This is a genomic window from Rhizobium sp. NRK18, from assembly GCF_024385575.1.
Taxonomy (GTDB): Bacteria; Pseudomonadota; Alphaproteobacteria; order Rhizobiales; family Rhizobiaceae; genus JANFMV01.
This window is the reverse complement of the sequence record NZ_JANFMV010000001.1, coordinates 2,342,102-2,359,852: the sequence shown is the minus strand read 5'-3', so window position 1 is coordinate 2,359,852 and position 17,751 is coordinate 2,342,102. Positions and strand designations below refer to the sequence as shown.

The following is a 17,751-nucleotide window of genomic DNA, read 5'->3' as shown; positions in this document are numbered from 1 at the left end:
CGTCATGAACGCCATTCCCTTTTCGCTCACCCGCCGGGGTCTGTTGGCCGGCGCCTGCTGTGCGGCCGCTTCGCCGCTGCTGACCAAGGTGACATTCGCCGCAGCCCCCGGCGACAACCGCTTCATCGCCATCGTGCTGCGCGGGGCTATGGATGGGCTCGACCTCGTGCAGCCTTACGGCGATCCGCTGTTGAAGACGCTGCGTCCCGATCTGGCGCTGTCGCCCGATGCCGGGCTGATCGATCTCGACGGCTTCTTCGGGCTCAATCCGGCCGCTGCGGGGCTTGCCGATCTCTGGAAGGCGAAGGAACTGAGCTTCGTGCATGCGGTGTCGACGCCGTACCGCGACGGGCGCAGCCATTTCGACGGCCAGGATATCCTTGAAACCGGCTCGGAGGGCGTCAACGGCGAGCGGACCGGCTGGCTGAACCGGACACTGTCCGTCATTCCCGGCAGCGGCAAGGCCAATGCCATCGATGTTGCCGCGTCGTCGGAACTGATCCTGTCCGGCGCCAACCGCGCCGCCAACTGGTCGAGCGATGCCGACCTGTCGCTGAACGACGACCAGATCCAGTTTCTGAAGCGGCTCTACCGCTCCGATCCCGCCTTCAGCGCGGCAATCGAGGAGGCAACCAGCGCCGATAAATACAGCGACCTCCTGCGCGGCCCCGACAAGGGCAAGGGCGTTGCCGCAACCGCCAGGCTGGCGGCGGGCTTTCTCCTGAAGGAATTCCGCATCGCCAGTTTCTCGATCAACGGCTGGGACACGCATTTCAGCCAGAAGGCACAGTTTCAAAAGGTCGCCGGCGATCTTGCCGATGCGATCACCACCATCAAGGCGACGCTCGGTCCGCAGGTCTGGTCGAAGACGGTGGTGGTGGCGATGACGGAATTCGGCCGTACGGCGCGCCAGAACGGCACCGGCGGCACGGACCACGGCACCGGCGGCGTGGCGGTGATGGCCGGTGGCGCCATTCCCGGCGGCCGGGTGATCGGCAAGTGGCCGGGTCTCGACGACGCGTCGCTGTTCGAGCAGCGCGACCTGATGCCGACAGCCGACGTGCGCGAGGTGGCGGCGGCAGCCCTTTACAGCCAGTTCGGCGTCAGCGCCTCGGCGCTCGGCCGGGACGTCTTTCCCGGCCTGCAGTTTTCCGGCAGCGCGCCCTACATCTGAGCGCTAAGGAAGGCTCAGCCCGCCTTCTTGCGGTCGAGCGCCGCGATCATCTGCCGGACATCGGCAGCCGCTGCGGCGACGGCTTCCGTGGTGCGGCCACGCACGACGATCTCGGTGGAGAAGCGGTTTTCCGAAAAGCGCGGATAGGAGCCGATCGAGGTGTCGGGATGGGCCTTCTGGATATCGCCGAGCGGGCCGCCGATATCACCTTCGCCATGCGGGCAGGGGACGGATTCCGACAGCATCTTCGAACCGGTGGCAAGCGTCGGCACGACGGCGTCGAGCATCGCCTCGAACACCGACGGCACGCCGGCCATGACATGCACGTTGCCGACGATGAAGCCCGGCGCCGTGGAGACCGGATTGGGGATGTGGGCCGCACCCTCGGGCATGCGCGCCATGCGCTTGCGGGCGTCGGTGAATTCCAGGCCGCGGCGCTCGTACATGGCGCCCAAGAGTTCCATTGCCTTGTCGTCGTGGACGCAGGGCAGGCCAAAGGCCTTGGAGATCGCATCCGCCGTGATGTCGTCATGGGTCGGGCCGATGCCGCCGGAGGTGAACACATAGGTGTAGCGCGCCCGCAGCGCATTCAGCGCCTCGACGATCGCCTCCTCGTCGTCGGCGACGATGCGCACTTCCTTCAGGTCAATGCCGGCGAGCGTCAGCACCTCGGCGAGTTGGCCGATGTTCTTGTCCTTGGTGCGGCCGGAAAGCAGCTCGTCGCCGATGGCGAGCATGGCGGCGGTGACGACGGTGGCAGTGGTCATGAGAAGTGTCCTGATGAAATGTTGCGCCATAGGTAGCGCCGTTTTGCCGATTTGCAAATGCGGCATGAAGGCGGCGGGCGGGGCGAAGAGGCGGCAGGAATGGGGTGCGACCATGCGCGCAAGTGAAACTTGGCGTTGCCGGTGTGAACAGTGCGTCACCGTTTGCGGCTCTAGGAATGGCGGACGAAAGCCCTAGATTGCCGTCAACAGATCTCGACCCACACAGTTCTGACAACGAAGGATATTTTGAAATGGCAAAGGTACTGGTTCTTTATTACTCCGCATACGGCCACATCGAAACCATGGCCTATGCCGTCGCCGAAGGCGCGAAGTCCGCCGGCGCCGACGTCACCGTCAAGCGCGTTCCGGAACTCGTTTCCGAGGAAGTCGCCAAGGCCTCCTACTACAAGATGGACCAGAAGGCGCCGATCGCCACCCCGGCCGAACTGGAAGAATACGACGCCATCATCTTCGGCGCCGGCACCCGCTACGGCACGGTCGCCTCGCAGATGCGCAACTTCATCGACCAGACGGGCGGTCTCTGGGCTGCCGGCAAGCTGGTCGGCAAGGTCGGCTCGGTCTTCACCTCGTCCGCCACCCAGCACGGCGGCCAGGAATCGACCATTCTCGGCTTCATCCCGACCCTGATGCACCACGGCATGGTCGTCGTCGGCCTGCCTTACGCCTTCCAGGGCCAGATGGGCCTTGAGGAGATCAAGGGCGGCTCGCCCTATGGCGCCTCCACGATCACCGGCGGCGACGGCTCGCGCCAGCCCTCCGAGATCGAACTCGAAGCCGCCCGCTACCAGGGCGCCCACGTCGCCAAGATCGCCGCCAAGCTGTCGGCATAAGCCGGACTGCGACAACGCGAAACGATGATCAGGCCGGGACGCTCAGGGGCGTTCCGGCCTGAATTTCCATTTGCGCTCGATGGCGGGGGCGAGGTCGATGTCGTGTGCAAGGGCGAAAAGCAGCACATGGCCGATGAGATCGGCCTATAAATTCGGCCCGGTCCGAAGCCTGTGGCTCGTCTCTCTTCAGCAAGACAGTCCGCAGGCGGCTTCCGGAAAATCGGCTCTCAATCTCGCTCGCGGATTTCGGAAACAAGTTCTTGAGCCAGTCGAGTGATTGAGGGGTCTTCTGACGTATTTCCAGCAAGCTGTTTAAGCCGAATCTTAGTTTGCTCCCAATCCGTGAAAGGAGCTACATCTCTTCTGTTCAAAGGGCGTGTTATTCCGTCTGTCGATGAACTCCAGCCACGCATTCTATTGAGAATTCGCACAAATTGCTCGTTCGATCTTGTATGTTCAAGGAACCATTTCTTAGGTTCTTCAAGGCTATTATTGTCGAGCTCTTTCCATCTAAAAAGCGTGGATGCCAAATCAGGTACTTGCTCCAATTTTTCGCGCACGTTCGCATCCTTCAAGCGACCGAGTAGCCTTTCTATTGCGAAAGCGAGCTCTTGAGTTGTTAGGAATGTGTTTTCCGGTTGCGGGTTATCGCCGACTTTTCCATGACGCCGCAACTCGGAATTGATGAATTCCTCCACCAGCCAACCGATCGCAGCCCCATTCTGAACGAGTTGCCTGAAAGTTGCGTCAAAAAGCTTGGTGTCTTGCTGCCGCAGTATCGAAAGCATGTTATAGACAAGGATGCGTGCTTGCTGAGAAACTTGGTTCCTTCCTAGAAATCTTACAACCACATTTGAGTTTCCGACGACATCCATCACATCTGCAATAACTTGACAGAAGTGTACGAGGGTATCAGTTTCCCATTCGTGGATATTTTGACGGCGTACCCTGTCGATGAAATAGTCGAGCCAAGAGCCACCTACGGGACGGCGCTCCAGTGACATAGCGACAAGTTTGCTACGAAACTCATTCGTCCCGATTTTGGCAAGGGCAATCATAGCTTCGAATTCGCTCTCAGTCTGCGACCCCTTGGGAGGAGAAAACGCAAAATAGTAGCGATAATGAGAAGGGCTGCCTAAACGCTTGCGGGACTCTAACGCTTGTATTTCCTTGTCTGAAATCTCAGCGAATATGTCGTATTTCCTTTCCTGCGTACTGCTTTTGCGGATTCCTGGCACATAGTCCGTAAGCGACCAGATGGAGTGCAATGAATCGCTATCGTCGTTAGTCAGCCTCCTTTCCAGATCGTCGGTGAAAGCTTTCGTCTCATCAGAGGATGGTCGTGCATAACCTTGGCTTATGACGGCCCACTCGGGAAGATAGCGCTCGATCAAAGCATAGAGTTCGGTATCTAAGATTCTTCTGAGGTGGAGCCAACAAAGATCGGGATAGTAGACGCTGTCTTTCACCGGGGGGAAATGGAATTTGACCGAGTTGAGAACCATTTTTACATCGCGGGGCGTTTGAAGAAGTGACCCAACGGTGCTCACAGCGGTTTGGAGGTCATCCAGCAAATCTTTGGCAGGTTCGACTCCCGTTTCTTTTTCATAGAGAACCAGCAATTCCTCTTGCAACCATTGCCGAAGATCGAAGGGCTCTGGTCGCGGAATGCTAAAGGACACTTGAATTATTTTTTGCAGATAAGCATTGCCGTCTTTTACCCCCAAGCTCTGCTCAATTGCGTGAGACAGAATTTCTTTGTCATGGCAAAGAACATAAATGACGTTAGGGAAGTCGGCCACCGATCGGACAAGCCGAATAACTTCGTTTGCCTGACTTGGCTCCAATCGATCCATGTCATCTATCAACACGACAAAGCGGTGAGATAGTGCATTTAGCTGCGCTGAAATGTCTGCCTTCTTTTTATCGAGGGAGTCGTCGGCCGCCCACGCGTCTAACAGGTCTCCTCCCTTGGATACGGCAGCACCCGCGACGGCCAAGGCCGGATTGAATAGGCCAGCCATGCTGAGAAGGGGTGAAATGCGCCTGCTGGTCGCAACTCCAAAGGATCTGAGGTTTTCCGCAAGTTTTGGAGAATGTTTCCTAGCCCTTTGGAGCAAACTTTCATCTTGGAACTCTGGCGATCGCTTCTCAAGTTCTTCGCAGGTTTTTGCTATAGCCCCTATTAGAGCCACGACCATACTAGCCTTATCGCCAATAAGCCAAGGTGAGAACGATATCACAGAGACGTTGTTCGTGGTATCGCCGTCTATTTCAAGCTTAAGCAAGTTGGTAAGACTGGATTTTCCGGAGCCCCACTTTCCCTCAATCGCGATGACCATGCCTTGCTGAGCTGCCGCTGACACCACGGATTGTGCCAATTTTTTAGCGACATCGCAAAAGCCGAACCGATCCAACGCGGTTGAGTTGATGGGCCGGTCCGCATCCAATTTACGATGCTGAATGTCATCCAACTTAAATCCCCCGTATTCAATTCTTAATGCTATCCTACTGTCGCGCAACACGCAGCAGGCAGAAAGTTACGTCAGGGATAGCATCTTTATTCCGGCAGACCTTTGCGAATGTTGATTTTCTGCATGACCCTAAGTTGATTTTTCGAGGCGCACAAACCACCTTTTTATTCAAGGCTTTAGCAGTCGCTGTGGCCGAAAACCTAAAATTGGTGCGGACGACGGGGGTCGAACCCGTACGACCAAGGTCGAGGGATTTTAAGTCCCTTGCGTCTACCAGTTTCGCCACGTCCGCACTGAGGCGCTATCAAATGCGCCGTATTCTTCTTTGACGACGGTATCGGATTCGTCAAGGCTGGTTGGCGCGGGAAGTGATCGGGCGGGTTGTGTCAGTCGCCGGCCGACACGTCATAGGGGGTGGCGACCGCGACGCGGGAGGGGGCGATCCGGAATTCGGCGGGCAGCATGCGGTGATAGGCGAGCACAGTCTGGCAGGCGCTGCGGGCGTCCTGGCGCAGGTCATGATGGATGACGAAGGTCAGCCGGCCGGCGGAAAGCAGCGCACGGTTGTCGGCGTCGAGATCGTGGGCGGCGAACACCTGGCAGGCGCGCATCTGGTCGTCGAAGGCCTCGAGGATGGCGCGGTTGCCGCCGCCGGCGGAATAGACCGCGCGGATGTCGGGATGGGCTTCCAGCGCCTTCAGGGCGAGCGTCTTCGTCGTGCGGTCGACGCCGTGTCCCTCAGAGATCGTCACGGCTTCAAGATGGGGGAAGCGCTCGCAGAGCGCGGCGCGGAAGGCCTTCTGGCGCTCGTCCTCGCCGGAAAACAGCGCGCTCGACAGCGTGACCAGCACCTTGCCCGGTTCTGGGCCGGCCATGCGGCCAAGAAGATAGGCGGCGGTGGCGCCGGCGACGCGGTTGTCCATGCCGACATAATCGGTGCGGACATCGGCGGGCAGGTCGGTGACGAGGGTGACGACCGGTATCTTCGCCTCCAGGAACTGCCGCGCCATGTCGGCCATGGCCGGCGTCGACGGCACCTTGAGGATGACGCCGTGGCTGCCGCGCCGGCGGATGGCGGCAAGCACCGAGACGAGATCGCGCTCGCTCATCGTCTCGGCCACGTGGAAGCGGGCGGAAAAGGAGGCCGGCCGCATGCCCGGCAGCTCCGCCTCGAAGGCGGCACGCACGGCATTGGAGAAGCGCGTCGGGGTTTCCATGACGATATCGATGACGAAGCGGCGTCCGGCGAGGCCGGCGGTCGAATACTGGCGCTCCAGCTCGGCAATGGCCGCCTCGACCTGGCGCCGGGTGACGCTGCGCACGCCCGGCCGATCGTGCAGCACACGGTCGACGGTGGCGAGGCTGAGGCCCGCCTGGAACGCAATGTCCTTCAGAGGGTAGGGCGGCTTCATGGGACGACCTTGAGGTGTTTTTGAGGTGTTTTGCGCCTATGATTAGGGCCGGCCTCGGCTAGGATCAAGCTGACAGACGTCAAGAATGGGAGGATATCATCATGGACGCACAGACGGTCGCCAGCCGGCGGCGCAACAAGGTCTGGCTTTCGGCCGACAGCGGCAGTTTCGAGACATTCAAGGCCGAGGTGATGCGGGCGACCGACATCGCCGAATGGCCCTATGCCGCGGCAGTCGAGAAGAACGTGCTGATCTATGACGGCGAGCGGGTGCGCGACGTGGCGCAGGACGCGGAGAGCCGTCGCGAGCTGATGGCGGAATGGGTCGAGGTTTTTGCCACCGGTCCGGGCGTCATCGCCATCAAGAATGCGCTGCCGGATGCCGCCGTGGTCGACCGCGCGACCGAGGTCTTCAACGCCATCGTCCTGGAGGAACGCGAGAAGGGCAAGGTCGCGGCTGACCATTTCGCCAAGCCGGGCGCCAACGACCGCATCTGGAATTCGCTCGAGAAGCATTGCCTGGCGGACCCGGAGAATTTCGCCCGCTACTATGCTTCCGAGGCGATCGCCATGGCCTCCGAAGCCTGGCTCGGCAAGGGCTACCAGATGACGGCGCAGATGAACCGGGTCAATCCCGGCGGCACGGCGCAGAAGCCGCACCGCGACTATCACCTGGGCTTCATGTCGCCGGCGCAGATGCAGGCCTATCCGGGCCATATTCACGGCATTTCGCCGCTCTTGACGCTGCAGGGGGCGGTCGCCCATTGCGACATGCCGCTCGAAAGCGGGCCGACCCTGTTCCTGCCCTATTCGCAGACCTTCTTCGAGGGCTATCTCGCCTTCGGCCGGCCGGAATTCCAGGCCTATTTCCAGGAGAACCATGTGCAGCTGCCGCTTGCCAAGGGTGACGCCGTGTTCTTCAACCCGGCGCTGATGCATGGTGCGGGCAACAACGTCTCGCCCGACATCTACCGCATGGCAAACCTGCTGCAGGTGTCGTCCGCCTTGGGCCGGGCGATGGAAAGCGTCAACCGCACGCGCATGGTCGAGACCCTCTATCCGCATCTGCTCGCCGCCCTGGAAACCGGCACGCTGGGCATGGGCGAGGTGGCGAACGCGATTGCCGCCAGCGCCGAGGGCTATGCCTTCCCGACCAATCTCGACAGCGATCCGCCCGTCGGCGGGCTTGCGCCAAAGACGCAGGCTGCGATCATGAGGGAGGCGCTGGAGAGCGGCATGGAGCCGGAGGCGTTCGCCAGGCTCGTCGCCGACCACGCCGCCAGACGGGAGGCATGAGGCAGGACATGGGCAGACTGGATGGAAAACATGCCGTCGTCACCGGCGGCACGCAGGGACTTGGCGCGGAAATCGCCAGGCTCTTTGCCGAACGCGGCGCCGGAGGCATCACGATCTGTGGCCGCTCGGTCGAAAAGGGCGAGGCGAAGGCGCGCGAAATTTCGGAGCGCTATGGCGTGCCGGTGCACTTCGTCGCCGCCGATCTGGCCGAGGTCGAGGATTGCCGCAAGGTGATCGCGGCGGCGCGCGAGGCGTTCGGCACGATCGACGTGCTGGTCAATGTTGCGGCGATCACCGACCGCGGCACGATCCTCGACACCGATCCGGCGCTCTTCGACCGGATCTTCGCGATCAATGTCCGGGCACCCTTCTTCCTGATGCAGGAAGCGATCAAGGCCATGCGCGAGACCGGCACGGAAGGAGCGATCGTCAACATCTCGTCGATGTCGTCCATGGCCGGCCAGCCTTTCATAGCCGCTTACTGCGCGTCCAAGGGTGCGGTCGACACGCTGACTCGCAACACCGCCTTCGCGCTGTTGAAGAACCGCATTCGGGTGAATGCGCTCAACATCGGCTGGATGTCGAGCGACGGCGAGGACCGCATACAGCGCGAACATCACGGCGCGCCGGAAAACTGGCTGGAGGAGGCGGCCGCTCGCCAGCCCTTCGGCCGGCTGGTCGACCCGGCCGAGGTGGCGCGCGCCGCCGCCTATCTCGCCTCGGCGGAATCCGGCCTGATGACGGGCGCGACGATCAACTTCGACCAGTCCGTCTGGGGCGCCTATGAGGACAGCCCGCATCCGAAGAGCGCGTTGTAGGGAAACGAAGGCCGGCCGGCGCAATGGCAGCGCCGGTCCCGGTGGTGTCGAGACTAGCCTGGGAGACCGTCCAGTTTCGGGATGGTGTCCAGATCCGCGTCCCAATCCGCCCGGCTGGCGCAGCAGATGTGTGCGTTAGGGCGGATAGTGATCGCGCTGTCGACGCTCCCGGCAGGAACAACCAGCACGGCACCATTCATTTGAACGCTCGGCAGGGCGGACCCGCATTCGATGCAGAAGCTTCTCTCATGCCGGGTTTCCGGAACGCGGTAGGTCTGGATGCTTTCCTCACCGGACAACCACGTCAGCGTCGCCGTCGATGAGAACAGGTTGGCCGCGTGCGCCGAGCCCGTGTCCTTCTGGCAGCGCTTGCAGTGGCACAGGAAGAAGTTTTGGAACTCACCAGACATCTGGAACCTGACGGTGCCGCACAGGCAGGAGCCGGAAGTGATCGGGGTCATCATGAAATACTCCTAATCGCTTGACGCGGGTTCGCGGCTGGGGCCGCAGTCCGCCAGATCAATTGCTCCCGAGCCTAGTTCTTCCAGAACATCGGCATCAGGAGGACGAGGACGGTGAGGATTTCGAGGCGGCCGAGCAGCATCATCAGGGTCAGCAGGTAGAGCGGCGGATCGGCGAAGGTTGAGAAGTTGCCGGCCGGGCCGACGATGTCGCCGAGGCCGGGGCCGACATTGGAGAGCGCCGTGATGACCGCCGAGACGGAGGTCACGAGGTCGAAGCCCATGGCGCCGAGCACGAGGCTGCCGAAGGCCCAGAGCAGCATGTAGAGAAAGAAGAACAGGAAGACGGCGCGCTGCGTGTCAGCTTCGACGATATTGCGGCCGTAACGCACCGAATAGATGGCGTTCGGGTAGAGGAGCTTCTTCAGCCCCGTGCGCAACAGGTTGAACAGAACGGTGAAACGGTAGGCCTTGATGCCGCCGGCCGTCGAGCCTGAGCAGCCGCCGACGAACGTGGCGATGAAGGCGGCCATGATCGCGAACGGTCCCCACAGCGAGTAGTCCTCGCTGGCATAGCCCGTGGTCGAGAAGATCGAGGCGAAGTTGAAGAAGGAATGGGTGAGCGAGCGCGAGAACGGCACGTCAGACTGAAAGTGGTGGTAGACAGCGACGGCCACCGCAAAGGCGGAGACATAGCCGAGGAAGACCAGGATCTGCGGATCGCGCAGCGAATCGAGCCGGCCGCGCACGATGAACAGGATCAGGATCGAGAACGGTAGCGAGCAGACCATCATGAAGAAGGTCGAGGCCCAGAGCAGCGCCGGGTTGCGGAAGAAGCCGAGCGAGGCGTCATGGGTGGAGAATCCACCGGTCGCCACGGTGGACATGGCGTGGTTCAGGGCATCGAAATGGCCCATGCCGAGCACGTCGTAGGTGATCGCACAGACGATCGTGATGCCGACATAGACGCCGACGAAGGCGCGGGTGAAGCTGGCGATGCGGGCGAACGGCTTGTCGTTGGTATCGGACGATTCCATCTTGAAGAAGGACATGCCGCCGACGCGAAGATAAGGCAGCACGAACAGGCCGAGCGCGACGATGCCGACGCCGCCGAGCCATTGCAGGAGCGACCGCCAGAGCAGGAGGCCGGGCGGCATGTTGTCGAGGCCGACAATGACAGTCGATCCGGTCGTCGTGATCGCCGAGACCGATTCGAACAGCGCCTGCGCGAAGGTCAGCTTGGCGGCGGAGAAATAGAGCGGTATGGCGCCGGTCAGCGAGAAGGTGGCCCACAGGATGTTGACCAGCAGGAAGCCGAAGCGCTTGTTGAACGGCGTGGAATTGCCGCGCGTCGCCATGGCGGTCGCCAGCGAGAAACCGAACGTCATGAAGCCGCACATGGCGAAGATGCGCCAGTCCGGATGGCCGAAATAAAGATCGACCATCGCGGGAATGAACATGACCGTTGCGAGATAGAGGCCGCAGATCGCAGCAATATGGATCGCGGAACGAAGAAGGTTGGCATTCAATGCGGTGGCTTCCCGGCTTTCGCAGACAAGATTGGCGGCAAAGAAACTTTTGTCACCGCTTTCCGCATATGTCATAGCGGGTACGACCGTTAAACTCAATGAGCCCAGTTTTGATGACCAGAACCTTTGCCACCCGCGATGTTGATAATGCCGCCGAGGCGATGCGCGCGGTGTTTCCCGCGACACCGTTGCAACTGAACGAACACCTGAGCGGGCTCTACGGCGCGAAGGTGTGGCTGAAGCGCGAGGATCTCTCGCCGGTGCGCTCCTACAAGATTCGCGGCGCCTTCAATTTCTTCCGCAAGGCGATTGCCGCCGGCGGCTCGGACCACACCTTCGTCTGCGCGTCCGCCGGCAATCATGCGCAGGGGTTTGCCTTCGTCTGCCGGCATTTCCAGGTGCCGGGCGTGGTCTTCATGCCGGTGACGACGCCGCAGCAGAAGATCGACAAGACGCGCATGTTCGGCGGCGAGTTCATCACCATCCGGCTCTTCGGCGACTTCTTCGACCAGTGCTACAAGGCAGCCCAGGATCATGTCGCCGAAACCGGGGCGATCATGGTGCCGCCGTTTGATCATCCCGATATCGTCGAGGGCCAGGCGACGGTCGCCGCCGAAATCATGGAGCAGCTGCCGGACGGCACGGTGCCGGACCTGATGATCCTGCCGGTCGGCGGCGGCGGTCTCTCGGCCGGGATCACCGGCTATCTCGACGGCGTGGTGAAACGCGAGGACTTCCTGTTCGTCGAGCCGGCCGGTGCGCCGAGCCTCAAGAAGAGCCTCGAAGCCGGCGAGATCGTCACGCTGCCGAAGGTCGACAATTTCGTCGACGGCGCGGCGGTGGCCAGGATCGGCGACCTGAATTTCTCCATGCTGAAGGGCTTTTCCGACGGGCAGGTGATGCTGCTGCCGGAAAACGCCATCTGCGTGACCATGACGTCGATGCTGAACGTTGAGGGCGTGGTCCTCGAGCCGGCGGGGGCCATGTCGATTGCGGCACTTGCCCAGTTGGGTCCGGAAAAGCTGGCAGGAAAGACGGTGGTTGCCGTCGTCTCCGGCGGCAATTTCGATTTCGAACGGCTGCCCGACGTCAAGGAGCGGGCGATGCGCTATGCGGGCGTGAAGAAGTATTTCATCCTGCGGCTCGCCCAGCGCCCCGGCGCGCTGCGCGACTTCCTCAACCTGCTCGGGCCGGAGGACGACATCTCGCGGTTCGAGTATTTGAAGAAGTCGGCGCGCAACTTCGGCTCCATCCTGATCGGCATCGAAACGGTGAAGCCGGAGAATTTCGACCGGCTGAAGGCCAATTTCGACGCGGCGGGCATGGGCTACGAAGACATCACCGACAATGAGATCCTCGCCAACCTGATCATCTGAGTGACTCTACGTCATGCCGTATGGTGAGGTTGGCTCACGCGGCAGCCGCTGCCTTTGCCTCGACGTCAATTCATGCTAGGACCCCGGACATGAGCTCGATATTTTCCAAGATTGCCTCCATCTTCTCCTCCGGCGACAAGGGGGCGGCCGCACCGTCCGCGACCCAGACCGAGGACTATCAGGGTCTGACCATCTTCGCCGAGCCGATGAAGGAAGGCGGACAGTATCGTCTGGCCGGCCGTATCGAGAAAAGCTGCGAGGGCAGCCCGATGGTGCGTTCCTTCATCCGTGCCGATCTGTTCTCGTCTTCCGACGAGGCGATCGAGTTCACGCTGCGTAAGGGACGCCAGATCATCGACCAGAACGGCAAGCACCTGTTTGCCGATGGCGCGGAGACGCGTTCCGTCTGACCAAAGCGTCAACCAGGGGCGCTTACCCTGACGATCCGGGGCATACGCTCTGCTCTGGTTGCAGTGCGCCGCACACACAATGTTAACGCTTGGTGCTTAGCATCCGTCAAAATTTAATGTTTTTCGGATGAAGCCATTTCTATGCGCCTTGGTGTCCCTGGAGCAATTTTCAGCGGTTTTGTGTTGGCCCTGATGGGCCAGGAGGCGCAGGCTGCCGAGACTTCGAGGGACATCACGCTCGGGCTGGACTTGAGCTGGATGCTGCTGGCGGGCGCGCTCGTCATGATGATGCAGGTCGGCTTCCTGCTGCTCGAGGCCGGGCTGGTCCGATCGAAGAACTCCGTCAACGTCGCCCAGAAGAACCTCCTCGATTTCGTCTTCGGCGTCGTCGCCTTTGCCGCGATCGGCTTCATGATGGGGTTTGGCCATGATCACGGCCTTGTGGTCGGGTGGGACACCGATTTCTACTTTCTCAAGAACATCGACTCCTGGCAGGCGGGGTTCTTCGTTTTCCAGGTGATGTTCTGCGGCACGGCCGCGACGATCGTGTCCGGGGCCGTCGCCGAGCGGATGCGACTCTGGGTCTACGTGATGGGGTCGCTGTTCCTGTCGGGTATCATCTATCCGGTCTTCGTCCACTGGGCCTGGGGCGCGGCGCTGTTTGAAAACCCTTCCGCCTATCTCGCCAATCTCGGCTTTGTCGATTTCGCGGGCTCGACGGTGGTGCATGCGACCGGCGGATGGGTGTCGCTCGCCGCCTGTATCGTCATCGGCCCGCGCATCGGACGGTTCGATGCCCGCGGCAACCCGATCCGCATCACCGGCCATTCGCCGGTGCTGGCGACAACCGGCGCCCTGCTGCTCTATATCGGCTGGATCGGCTTCAATGGCGGCTCGACGCTGAAGGCGGTGCCGGACATCGCCCGCATCATCTTGAACACGGTGCTGGCCGGCGGTGTCGGCGCCTGTGTCGGCTACTGCGTCGGCTATTTCCAGGACGGCGTCATCTATCCGGAAAAATCGCTCTCCGGCCTGCTCGGCGGCCTCGTGGCCGTCACGGCAGGATGTCACGTTCTCGGAACGGATGGCGCCATGCTGATCGGCGCTGCCGGGGCACTTGCGGCCGTCTACGGCAACATCTGGGTCGAGCGGCGGTGGAAGATCGACGACGCGGTCGGCGCGATCGGCGTGCACGCCTTCGCCGGTGTCGTCGGCACCGTCGGTCTCGCCGTGCTTGCGCCGGCGCATCTGCTTCCGGCAGGCAGTGCGGTGGGACAGCTGTATATCCAGGCCTTCGGCTCGCTGCTCAACTTCTACTGGACCTTCTGCACCGGTTTCCTGTTTTTCTGGCTCCTCAACAAGGTGACGTCGATCCGCGTCACCGCGGAGCAGGAAGAGATGGGGCTCAACGTCGCCGAGCACGGAACCCGTCTGGGCGTCGGCCACGTCGAGGATGCGCTCGGTGGTCTTCTGGGCGGCGCCAAGGATTTCAACAAGCGTCTGCCCGTCGTTGCCGGCGACGAAGCGGAAAAGCTGACCGATCTCTTCAACCGCCTGATGGACAATCTCGAGGAGGAGGAACGCGAGCGCGCCGAGCTCGAAAAGCTGAAGAGCCAGACGGAGGAAGCCGAGCGCGTCTCCGCGCTGTCGAATGCGACCTTCGAGGCGATCGTCATGCTGCGCGACGGCATTGTCGTCGATGGCAACGAACAGCTCGTCACCCTGGCCGGGCGGCCGATGGAAGAATTGATCAACCGGCCCGTCTTGGACTTCATCGCGCCCGAGGACCATGAACGCGTCCAGGCGATCATCGATGCAAACGGCACCGAGGAATACGAGTATCACTTTCTGCATGCCTCCGGCGAACGCATTCCCGTTGCCGCCCGCGGCCGCAACATCAAGTACAAGGGTGAAGCCGTTCGCATCGGCTGCATCGTGGATCTGCGCGAACGCAAGGCGGCCGAGAAGAACATCATTCATCTCGCCCAGCATGATCCGCTGACCGGACTTGCCAACCGCAGCCTGTTCAACCACCAACTGGCAAAGGCGGTGGAAATGGCGCTGGAAAGCGAGCAGACGGCGCTGCTGCTGATCGACCTCGACCGGTTCAAGCTGGTCAACGACATTCATGGCCATCCCGCCGGCGACGAAGTCATCCGGGAAGCGGCGCGCCGGCTGAAGCAGACATCGGGGCAGGGCAGTGTGGTCGCCCGTCTCGGCGGCGACGAGTTCGCCGTCATCGTCAAGGGCGTGACATTCCAGAACCAGATGACCGATCTCGGCATGCGGATCGTCCGGGAGCTCTCCCGGCCCATCCAGATCCGCGAAGGACTGGAGGTGCAGGTCGGCGCCAGCGTCGGCATCAGCCTCAGCCCCGAGCACGGCCTCGATCCGGAACTGCTGGTCGCCCGTGCCGACATCGCGCTCTACCATTCCAAGGAATCCGGTCGCAACATCTGGCACATGTACCGGCCCGGCATGAGCGAGTTGACCGAGAAGCGTCGCCAGCTGGAGGCGGATCTCGTCGCCGCGATCGACCGCAACCAGTTCGAGCTGCATCTGCAGCCGCGGGTCGATTCGGCCACCGCCAGGATCGTCAGCTACGAGGCGCTGCTGCGCTGGCATCACCCGGACAAAGGCACCATCAGCCCGGCGGATTTCATTCCGGTGGCCGAGGCCTCCGGCAAGATCGTGCAGATCGGCGAATGGGTGATCGAGGAAGCCTGTCGGATCGTCAGGAGCCATCTCGGCGACCGGCACATCTCGATCAATGTCAGCCCGATCCAGTTTCGCCAGATGGATTTCCTGCCGCGGCTGATCGAGATCGTCGAGGCGAATGGGGTAAGCCCCGCGCAGATCGAGCTGGAAATCACCGAAAGCACGCTGATCGAGGACGACAAGCGGGCGCTGCATCTCCTGAAGGCGCTGAAGGCCAAGGGCTTTTCCATCGCGCTGGACGACTTCGGTACCGGCTATTCCTCGCTTGGCTATCTCAGCCGCTATCCGTTCGACACGATCAAGATCGACCGCGAATTCGTCAAGAACCTCGCCGTTTCCGAAAATGCGACTCTGATCATCCGCACGATCATTGCGCTCGGTGCCGGGCTCGGCATGCGCGTCGTCGCCGAGGGCGTCGAAACGGTGGACCAGGCGGTGTTCCTGTCGCTGTCGGGATGCGACCAGCTGCAGGGCTATCTGCTCGGACGGGCGATGCCTGTCGACGAACTGCTGACCGAGATCGAGCCCGCCATCGTGAACCAGATCATGACGAGCGTCCGGCACGAGAGGCCGCATGTGTCGGGCCGCAACGATGTCGCCCAGATGTCCAAGCCGGCCTGACCAAGAGGCAAGCCGGTTGCTCGGCCGGATACCGTTTTGCGAGCAAGGAATAAAAAAGGGCGCGGTCTCCAATGAGGCCGCGCCCTGACATTATGAATGTTTGAAAAGATCTATATTGAATTCAGGTTTGAAAAATCAGGCTGCTTCAGAAAATTCCTGGACCTTGGCCTGCGCCGTGGCGATCGCCTTTTCGGCGGCTTCCGGTCCGAAGGCGAGGCCTTCGACATAAATCACTTCGACATCGGTCATGCCCATGAAGCCGAGAACCGTCTTGAGGTACGGAACCGCATGGTTCATCGGGGCTGCCGGGCCTTCGGAGTAGACGCCGCCGGACGACAGGACGATGTAGACCTTCTTGCCGGTGGCCAGACCCTGCGGGCCGGTTTCGGTGTACTTGAAGGTGTGGCCGGCGCGGGCAACGTTGTCGATCCAGGACTTCAGCGTCGAGTAGATGTTGAAGTTGATCAGGCCGGTGGCGAGGATCACCGTGTCGGCGGCCAGCAGTTCGGCGACCAGCTTGTCGGAGTAGTCGGCAGCAACGGCTTCGTCGGCGCTGCGGTCGGCCGGAGCCTTGCGGATCGCATTGGTCGAAACGGTGTCGAGGTGCGGGACCGGCTCGGAGCCGAGATCGCGGTGGATGATGCCGTTGTTGGCGGCCTTGGCTGCGAGCTTTTCGGCCAGATCGGTGGCGACCTTGGTGGACAGCGAGTCAGAGCCGCGCGGGCTAGAGGTAACGAGAAGAATATTCGACATTTTAAGTGCCTTTCGTCATTGAAATCAATGGCCGAGTGATGTCCCCCGGCGCTGTTGACGAATTAGATAAGTCAGATGATTAATATATAAAACCATGATAATATGGATTGATATCATCGAATTATTGGATGGGTAGACATGCAGCCAAATCCGACGCTCGATCAGCTTCAGGTGCTGATCGCCATTGCCGATACGGGCTCCTTTTCGGCCGCCGCGCGCCAGCTGAACAAGGCCCAGTCGGTGGTGAGCTATGCCATATCAAACCTGGAAGACCAGTTGCAGCTGGCACTGTTCGATCGGTCAGGATCGCGCCAGCCGGTGCTGACGGAAGCCGGCAAGGCCGTGCTTGAAGATGCACGGCGAATGGCGGCGCAGCTCAATTCGTTGCGCGGCCGGGCCGCCGCCCTGCGGGAGGGGCTCGAGGGCGAACTGAAGCTCGCCGTCAGCGTCATGGTGCCGGAACAGGCCTTCGTCGCTGCCTTGTCCGCGTTCCAGAAGACCTTTCCGACGGTGCAGCTGAACGTCAACTGGGGCTCCGGCTTCATGGTCAGCGACCTGGTCGAGCATGGCAATGCGCATCTGGGCATAGGCGGGGCCTTGATGAAGGTCGAGGACGGGATCATCGTCGAGCGCTTGAGCCAGTCCTTCATGTATCCGATGGCTGCCGCAGATCATCCGCTGGCGAAGCTCGACCGGCCGCTGACCGTTGCCGATGTCCGCGACGAGGTGCAGATCGTCGTCTCCGACGCCACCGGCCAGACGCGCGGCCGGGATTTCAACGTCTTTTCCATGCGCACATGGCGGGTGGGCGACATGATGACGAAGCACACGCTGCTGCGCGCCGGGCTCGGCTGGGGCGGCATGCCGGGGGCGGTCGTGGAGAAGGATATTCAGGAAGGGCGGCTGGTGCGGCTGACGATGGACATGTTCGAGACGTCCAACTTCCCGATCTTCGCCATGTGGCGGTCGGCAAGTCCGCCCGGGCCTGCCGCGCGCTGGATGATGGAGCGGTTCCGCCTGCTTCTGAGCCAATGCCCCGCGGGATCGCACGACGTGCCTGGCAAGAAGGATGCTCCGGCCGCCGCGGAATGA

At 61.5% G+C, this 17,751-nt stretch carries 14 protein-coding genes, 1 tRNA gene and 1 pseudogene; 8 read left to right on the top strand and 8 right to left on the bottom strand.

Going from position 1 to position 17,751, the window contains the following annotated elements; all coding sequences use genetic code 11:
• Positions 1-4 precede the first annotated feature (4 nt).
• Positions 5-1,174 carry a DUF1501 domain-containing protein gene (locus NN662_RS11005; RefSeq protein ID WP_261930304.1) on the top strand — a complete coding sequence of 390 codons (1,170 nt, stop codon included), beginning with the start codon at positions 5-7 and terminating at the stop codon, positions 1,172-1,174.
• A gap of 14 nt (positions 1,175-1,188) precedes the next feature.
• Here the strand turns inward: NN662_RS11005 and NN662_RS11000 are convergent, their stop codons facing one another.
• The gene (locus NN662_RS11000; RefSeq protein ID WP_261930303.1) at positions 1,189-1,941 is read right to left on the bottom strand and encodes a competence/damage-inducible protein A; all 753 of its coding nucleotides are present in this window, start codon (positions 1,939-1,941) and stop codon (positions 1,189-1,191) included.
• Positions 1,942-2,192: 251 nt separating this feature from the next.
• Here NN662_RS11000 and wrbA point away from each other — a divergent pair, with 251 nt between their 5' ends.
• The gene (gene wrbA / locus NN662_RS10995; protein WP_261930302.1) at positions 2,193-2,792 is read left to right on the top strand and encodes an NAD(P)H:quinone oxidoreductase type IV; all 600 of its coding nucleotides are present in this window, start codon (positions 2,193-2,195) and stop codon (positions 2,790-2,792) included.
• Positions 2,793-2,834: 42 nt separating this feature from the next.
• On the opposite strand, the pseudogene NN662_RS10990 reads toward wrbA, so the two are convergent.
• The 4 genes and pseudogenes from NN662_RS10990 to NN662_RS10975 form a co-directional block, all read right to left on the bottom strand.
• A pseudogene (locus NN662_RS10990) lies at positions 2,835-2,936 on the bottom strand (pyrophosphatase); the annotation flags it as partial.
• A gap of 83 nt (positions 2,937-3,019) precedes the next feature.
• The gene (locus NN662_RS10985; RefSeq protein WP_261930301.1) at positions 3,020-5,266 is read right to left on the bottom strand and encodes a KAP family NTPase; all 2,247 of its coding nucleotides are present in this window, start codon (positions 5,264-5,266) and stop codon (positions 3,020-3,022) included.
• Positions 5,267-5,473: 207 nt separating this feature from the next.
• A tRNA-Leu gene (locus NN662_RS10980) sits at positions 5,474-5,558 on the bottom strand.
• A gap of 94 nt (positions 5,559-5,652) precedes the next feature.
• On the bottom strand, positions 5,653-6,678 hold the full coding sequence (locus tag NN662_RS10975; RefSeq protein ID WP_261930300.1) for a LacI family DNA-binding transcriptional regulator: 1,026 nt from the start codon (positions 6,676-6,678) through the stop codon (positions 5,653-5,655).
• A gap of 101 nt (positions 6,679-6,779) precedes the next feature.
• Here NN662_RS10975 and NN662_RS10970 point away from each other — a divergent pair, with 101 nt between their 5' ends.
• Positions 6,780-7,973 (top strand): phytanoyl-CoA dioxygenase family protein, encoded by a 1,194-nt coding sequence (locus NN662_RS10970; protein ID WP_261930299.1) that lies wholly within the window; start codon positions 6,780-6,782, stop codon positions 7,971-7,973.
• Positions 7,970-8,791 carry an SDR family oxidoreductase gene (locus tag NN662_RS10965; protein ID WP_261930298.1) on the top strand — a complete coding sequence of 274 codons (822 nt, stop codon included), beginning with the start codon at positions 7,970-7,972 and terminating at the stop codon, positions 8,789-8,791. Before NN662_RS10970 ends, NN662_RS10965 begins: the two co-directional genes overlap by 4 nt.
• A gap of 53 nt (positions 8,792-8,844) precedes the next feature.
• On the opposite strand, the gene NN662_RS10960 is transcribed toward NN662_RS10965, so the two are convergent.
• Both NN662_RS10960 and NN662_RS10955 read right to left on the bottom strand, forming a co-directional pair.
• Positions 8,845-9,255 carry a GFA family protein gene (locus tag NN662_RS10960; protein ID WP_261930297.1) on the bottom strand — a complete coding sequence of 137 codons (411 nt, stop codon included), beginning with the start codon at positions 9,253-9,255 and terminating at the stop codon, positions 8,845-8,847.
• 71 nt (positions 9,256-9,326) lie between these two features.
• Positions 9,327-10,781: a TrkH family potassium uptake protein gene (locus NN662_RS10955; RefSeq protein ID WP_261930296.1), complete on the bottom strand. Its 1,455-nt coding sequence runs from the start codon at positions 10,779-10,781 to the stop codon at positions 9,327-9,329.
• Positions 10,782-10,894: 113 nt separating this feature from the next.
• Between NN662_RS10955 and ilvA the strand changes: the two genes are divergently transcribed.
• The 3 genes from ilvA to amt all read left to right on the top strand — a co-directional run bounded on the left by ilvA (position 10,895) and on the right by amt (position 15,906).
• Positions 10,895-12,157, top strand: a complete 1,263-nt coding sequence (ilvA, locus tag NN662_RS10950) for a threonine ammonia-lyase (protein WP_261930295.1) — start codon at positions 10,895-10,897, stop codon at positions 12,155-12,157.
• An 89-nt stretch (positions 12,158-12,246) separates the two neighbouring features.
• Complete coding sequence (locus NN662_RS10945; protein ID WP_261930294.1) at positions 12,247-12,567, top strand: HlyU family transcriptional regulator; 321 nt, start codon at positions 12,247-12,249, stop codon at positions 12,565-12,567.
• A 192-nt stretch (positions 12,568-12,759) separates the two neighbouring features.
• The gene (amt, locus tag NN662_RS10940) at positions 12,760-15,906 is read left to right on the top strand and encodes an ammonium transporter (protein ID WP_261931940.1); all 3,147 of its coding nucleotides are present in this window, start codon (positions 12,760-12,762) and stop codon (positions 15,904-15,906) included.
• Positions 15,907-16,041: 135 nt separating this feature from the next.
• Here amt and NN662_RS10935 read toward each other — a convergent pair whose 3' ends face one another.
• Positions 16,042-16,659, bottom strand: coding sequence for an FMN-dependent NADH-azoreductase (locus tag NN662_RS10935; protein ID WP_261930293.1), 618 nt, complete (start codon positions 16,657-16,659; stop codon positions 16,042-16,044).
• Between the two features lie 138 nt (positions 16,660-16,797).
• Here NN662_RS10935 and NN662_RS10930 point away from each other — a divergent pair, with 138 nt between their 5' ends.
• Positions 16,798-17,751, top strand: a complete 954-nt coding sequence (locus tag NN662_RS10930; protein WP_261930292.1) for a LysR family transcriptional regulator — start codon at positions 16,798-16,800, stop codon at positions 17,749-17,751.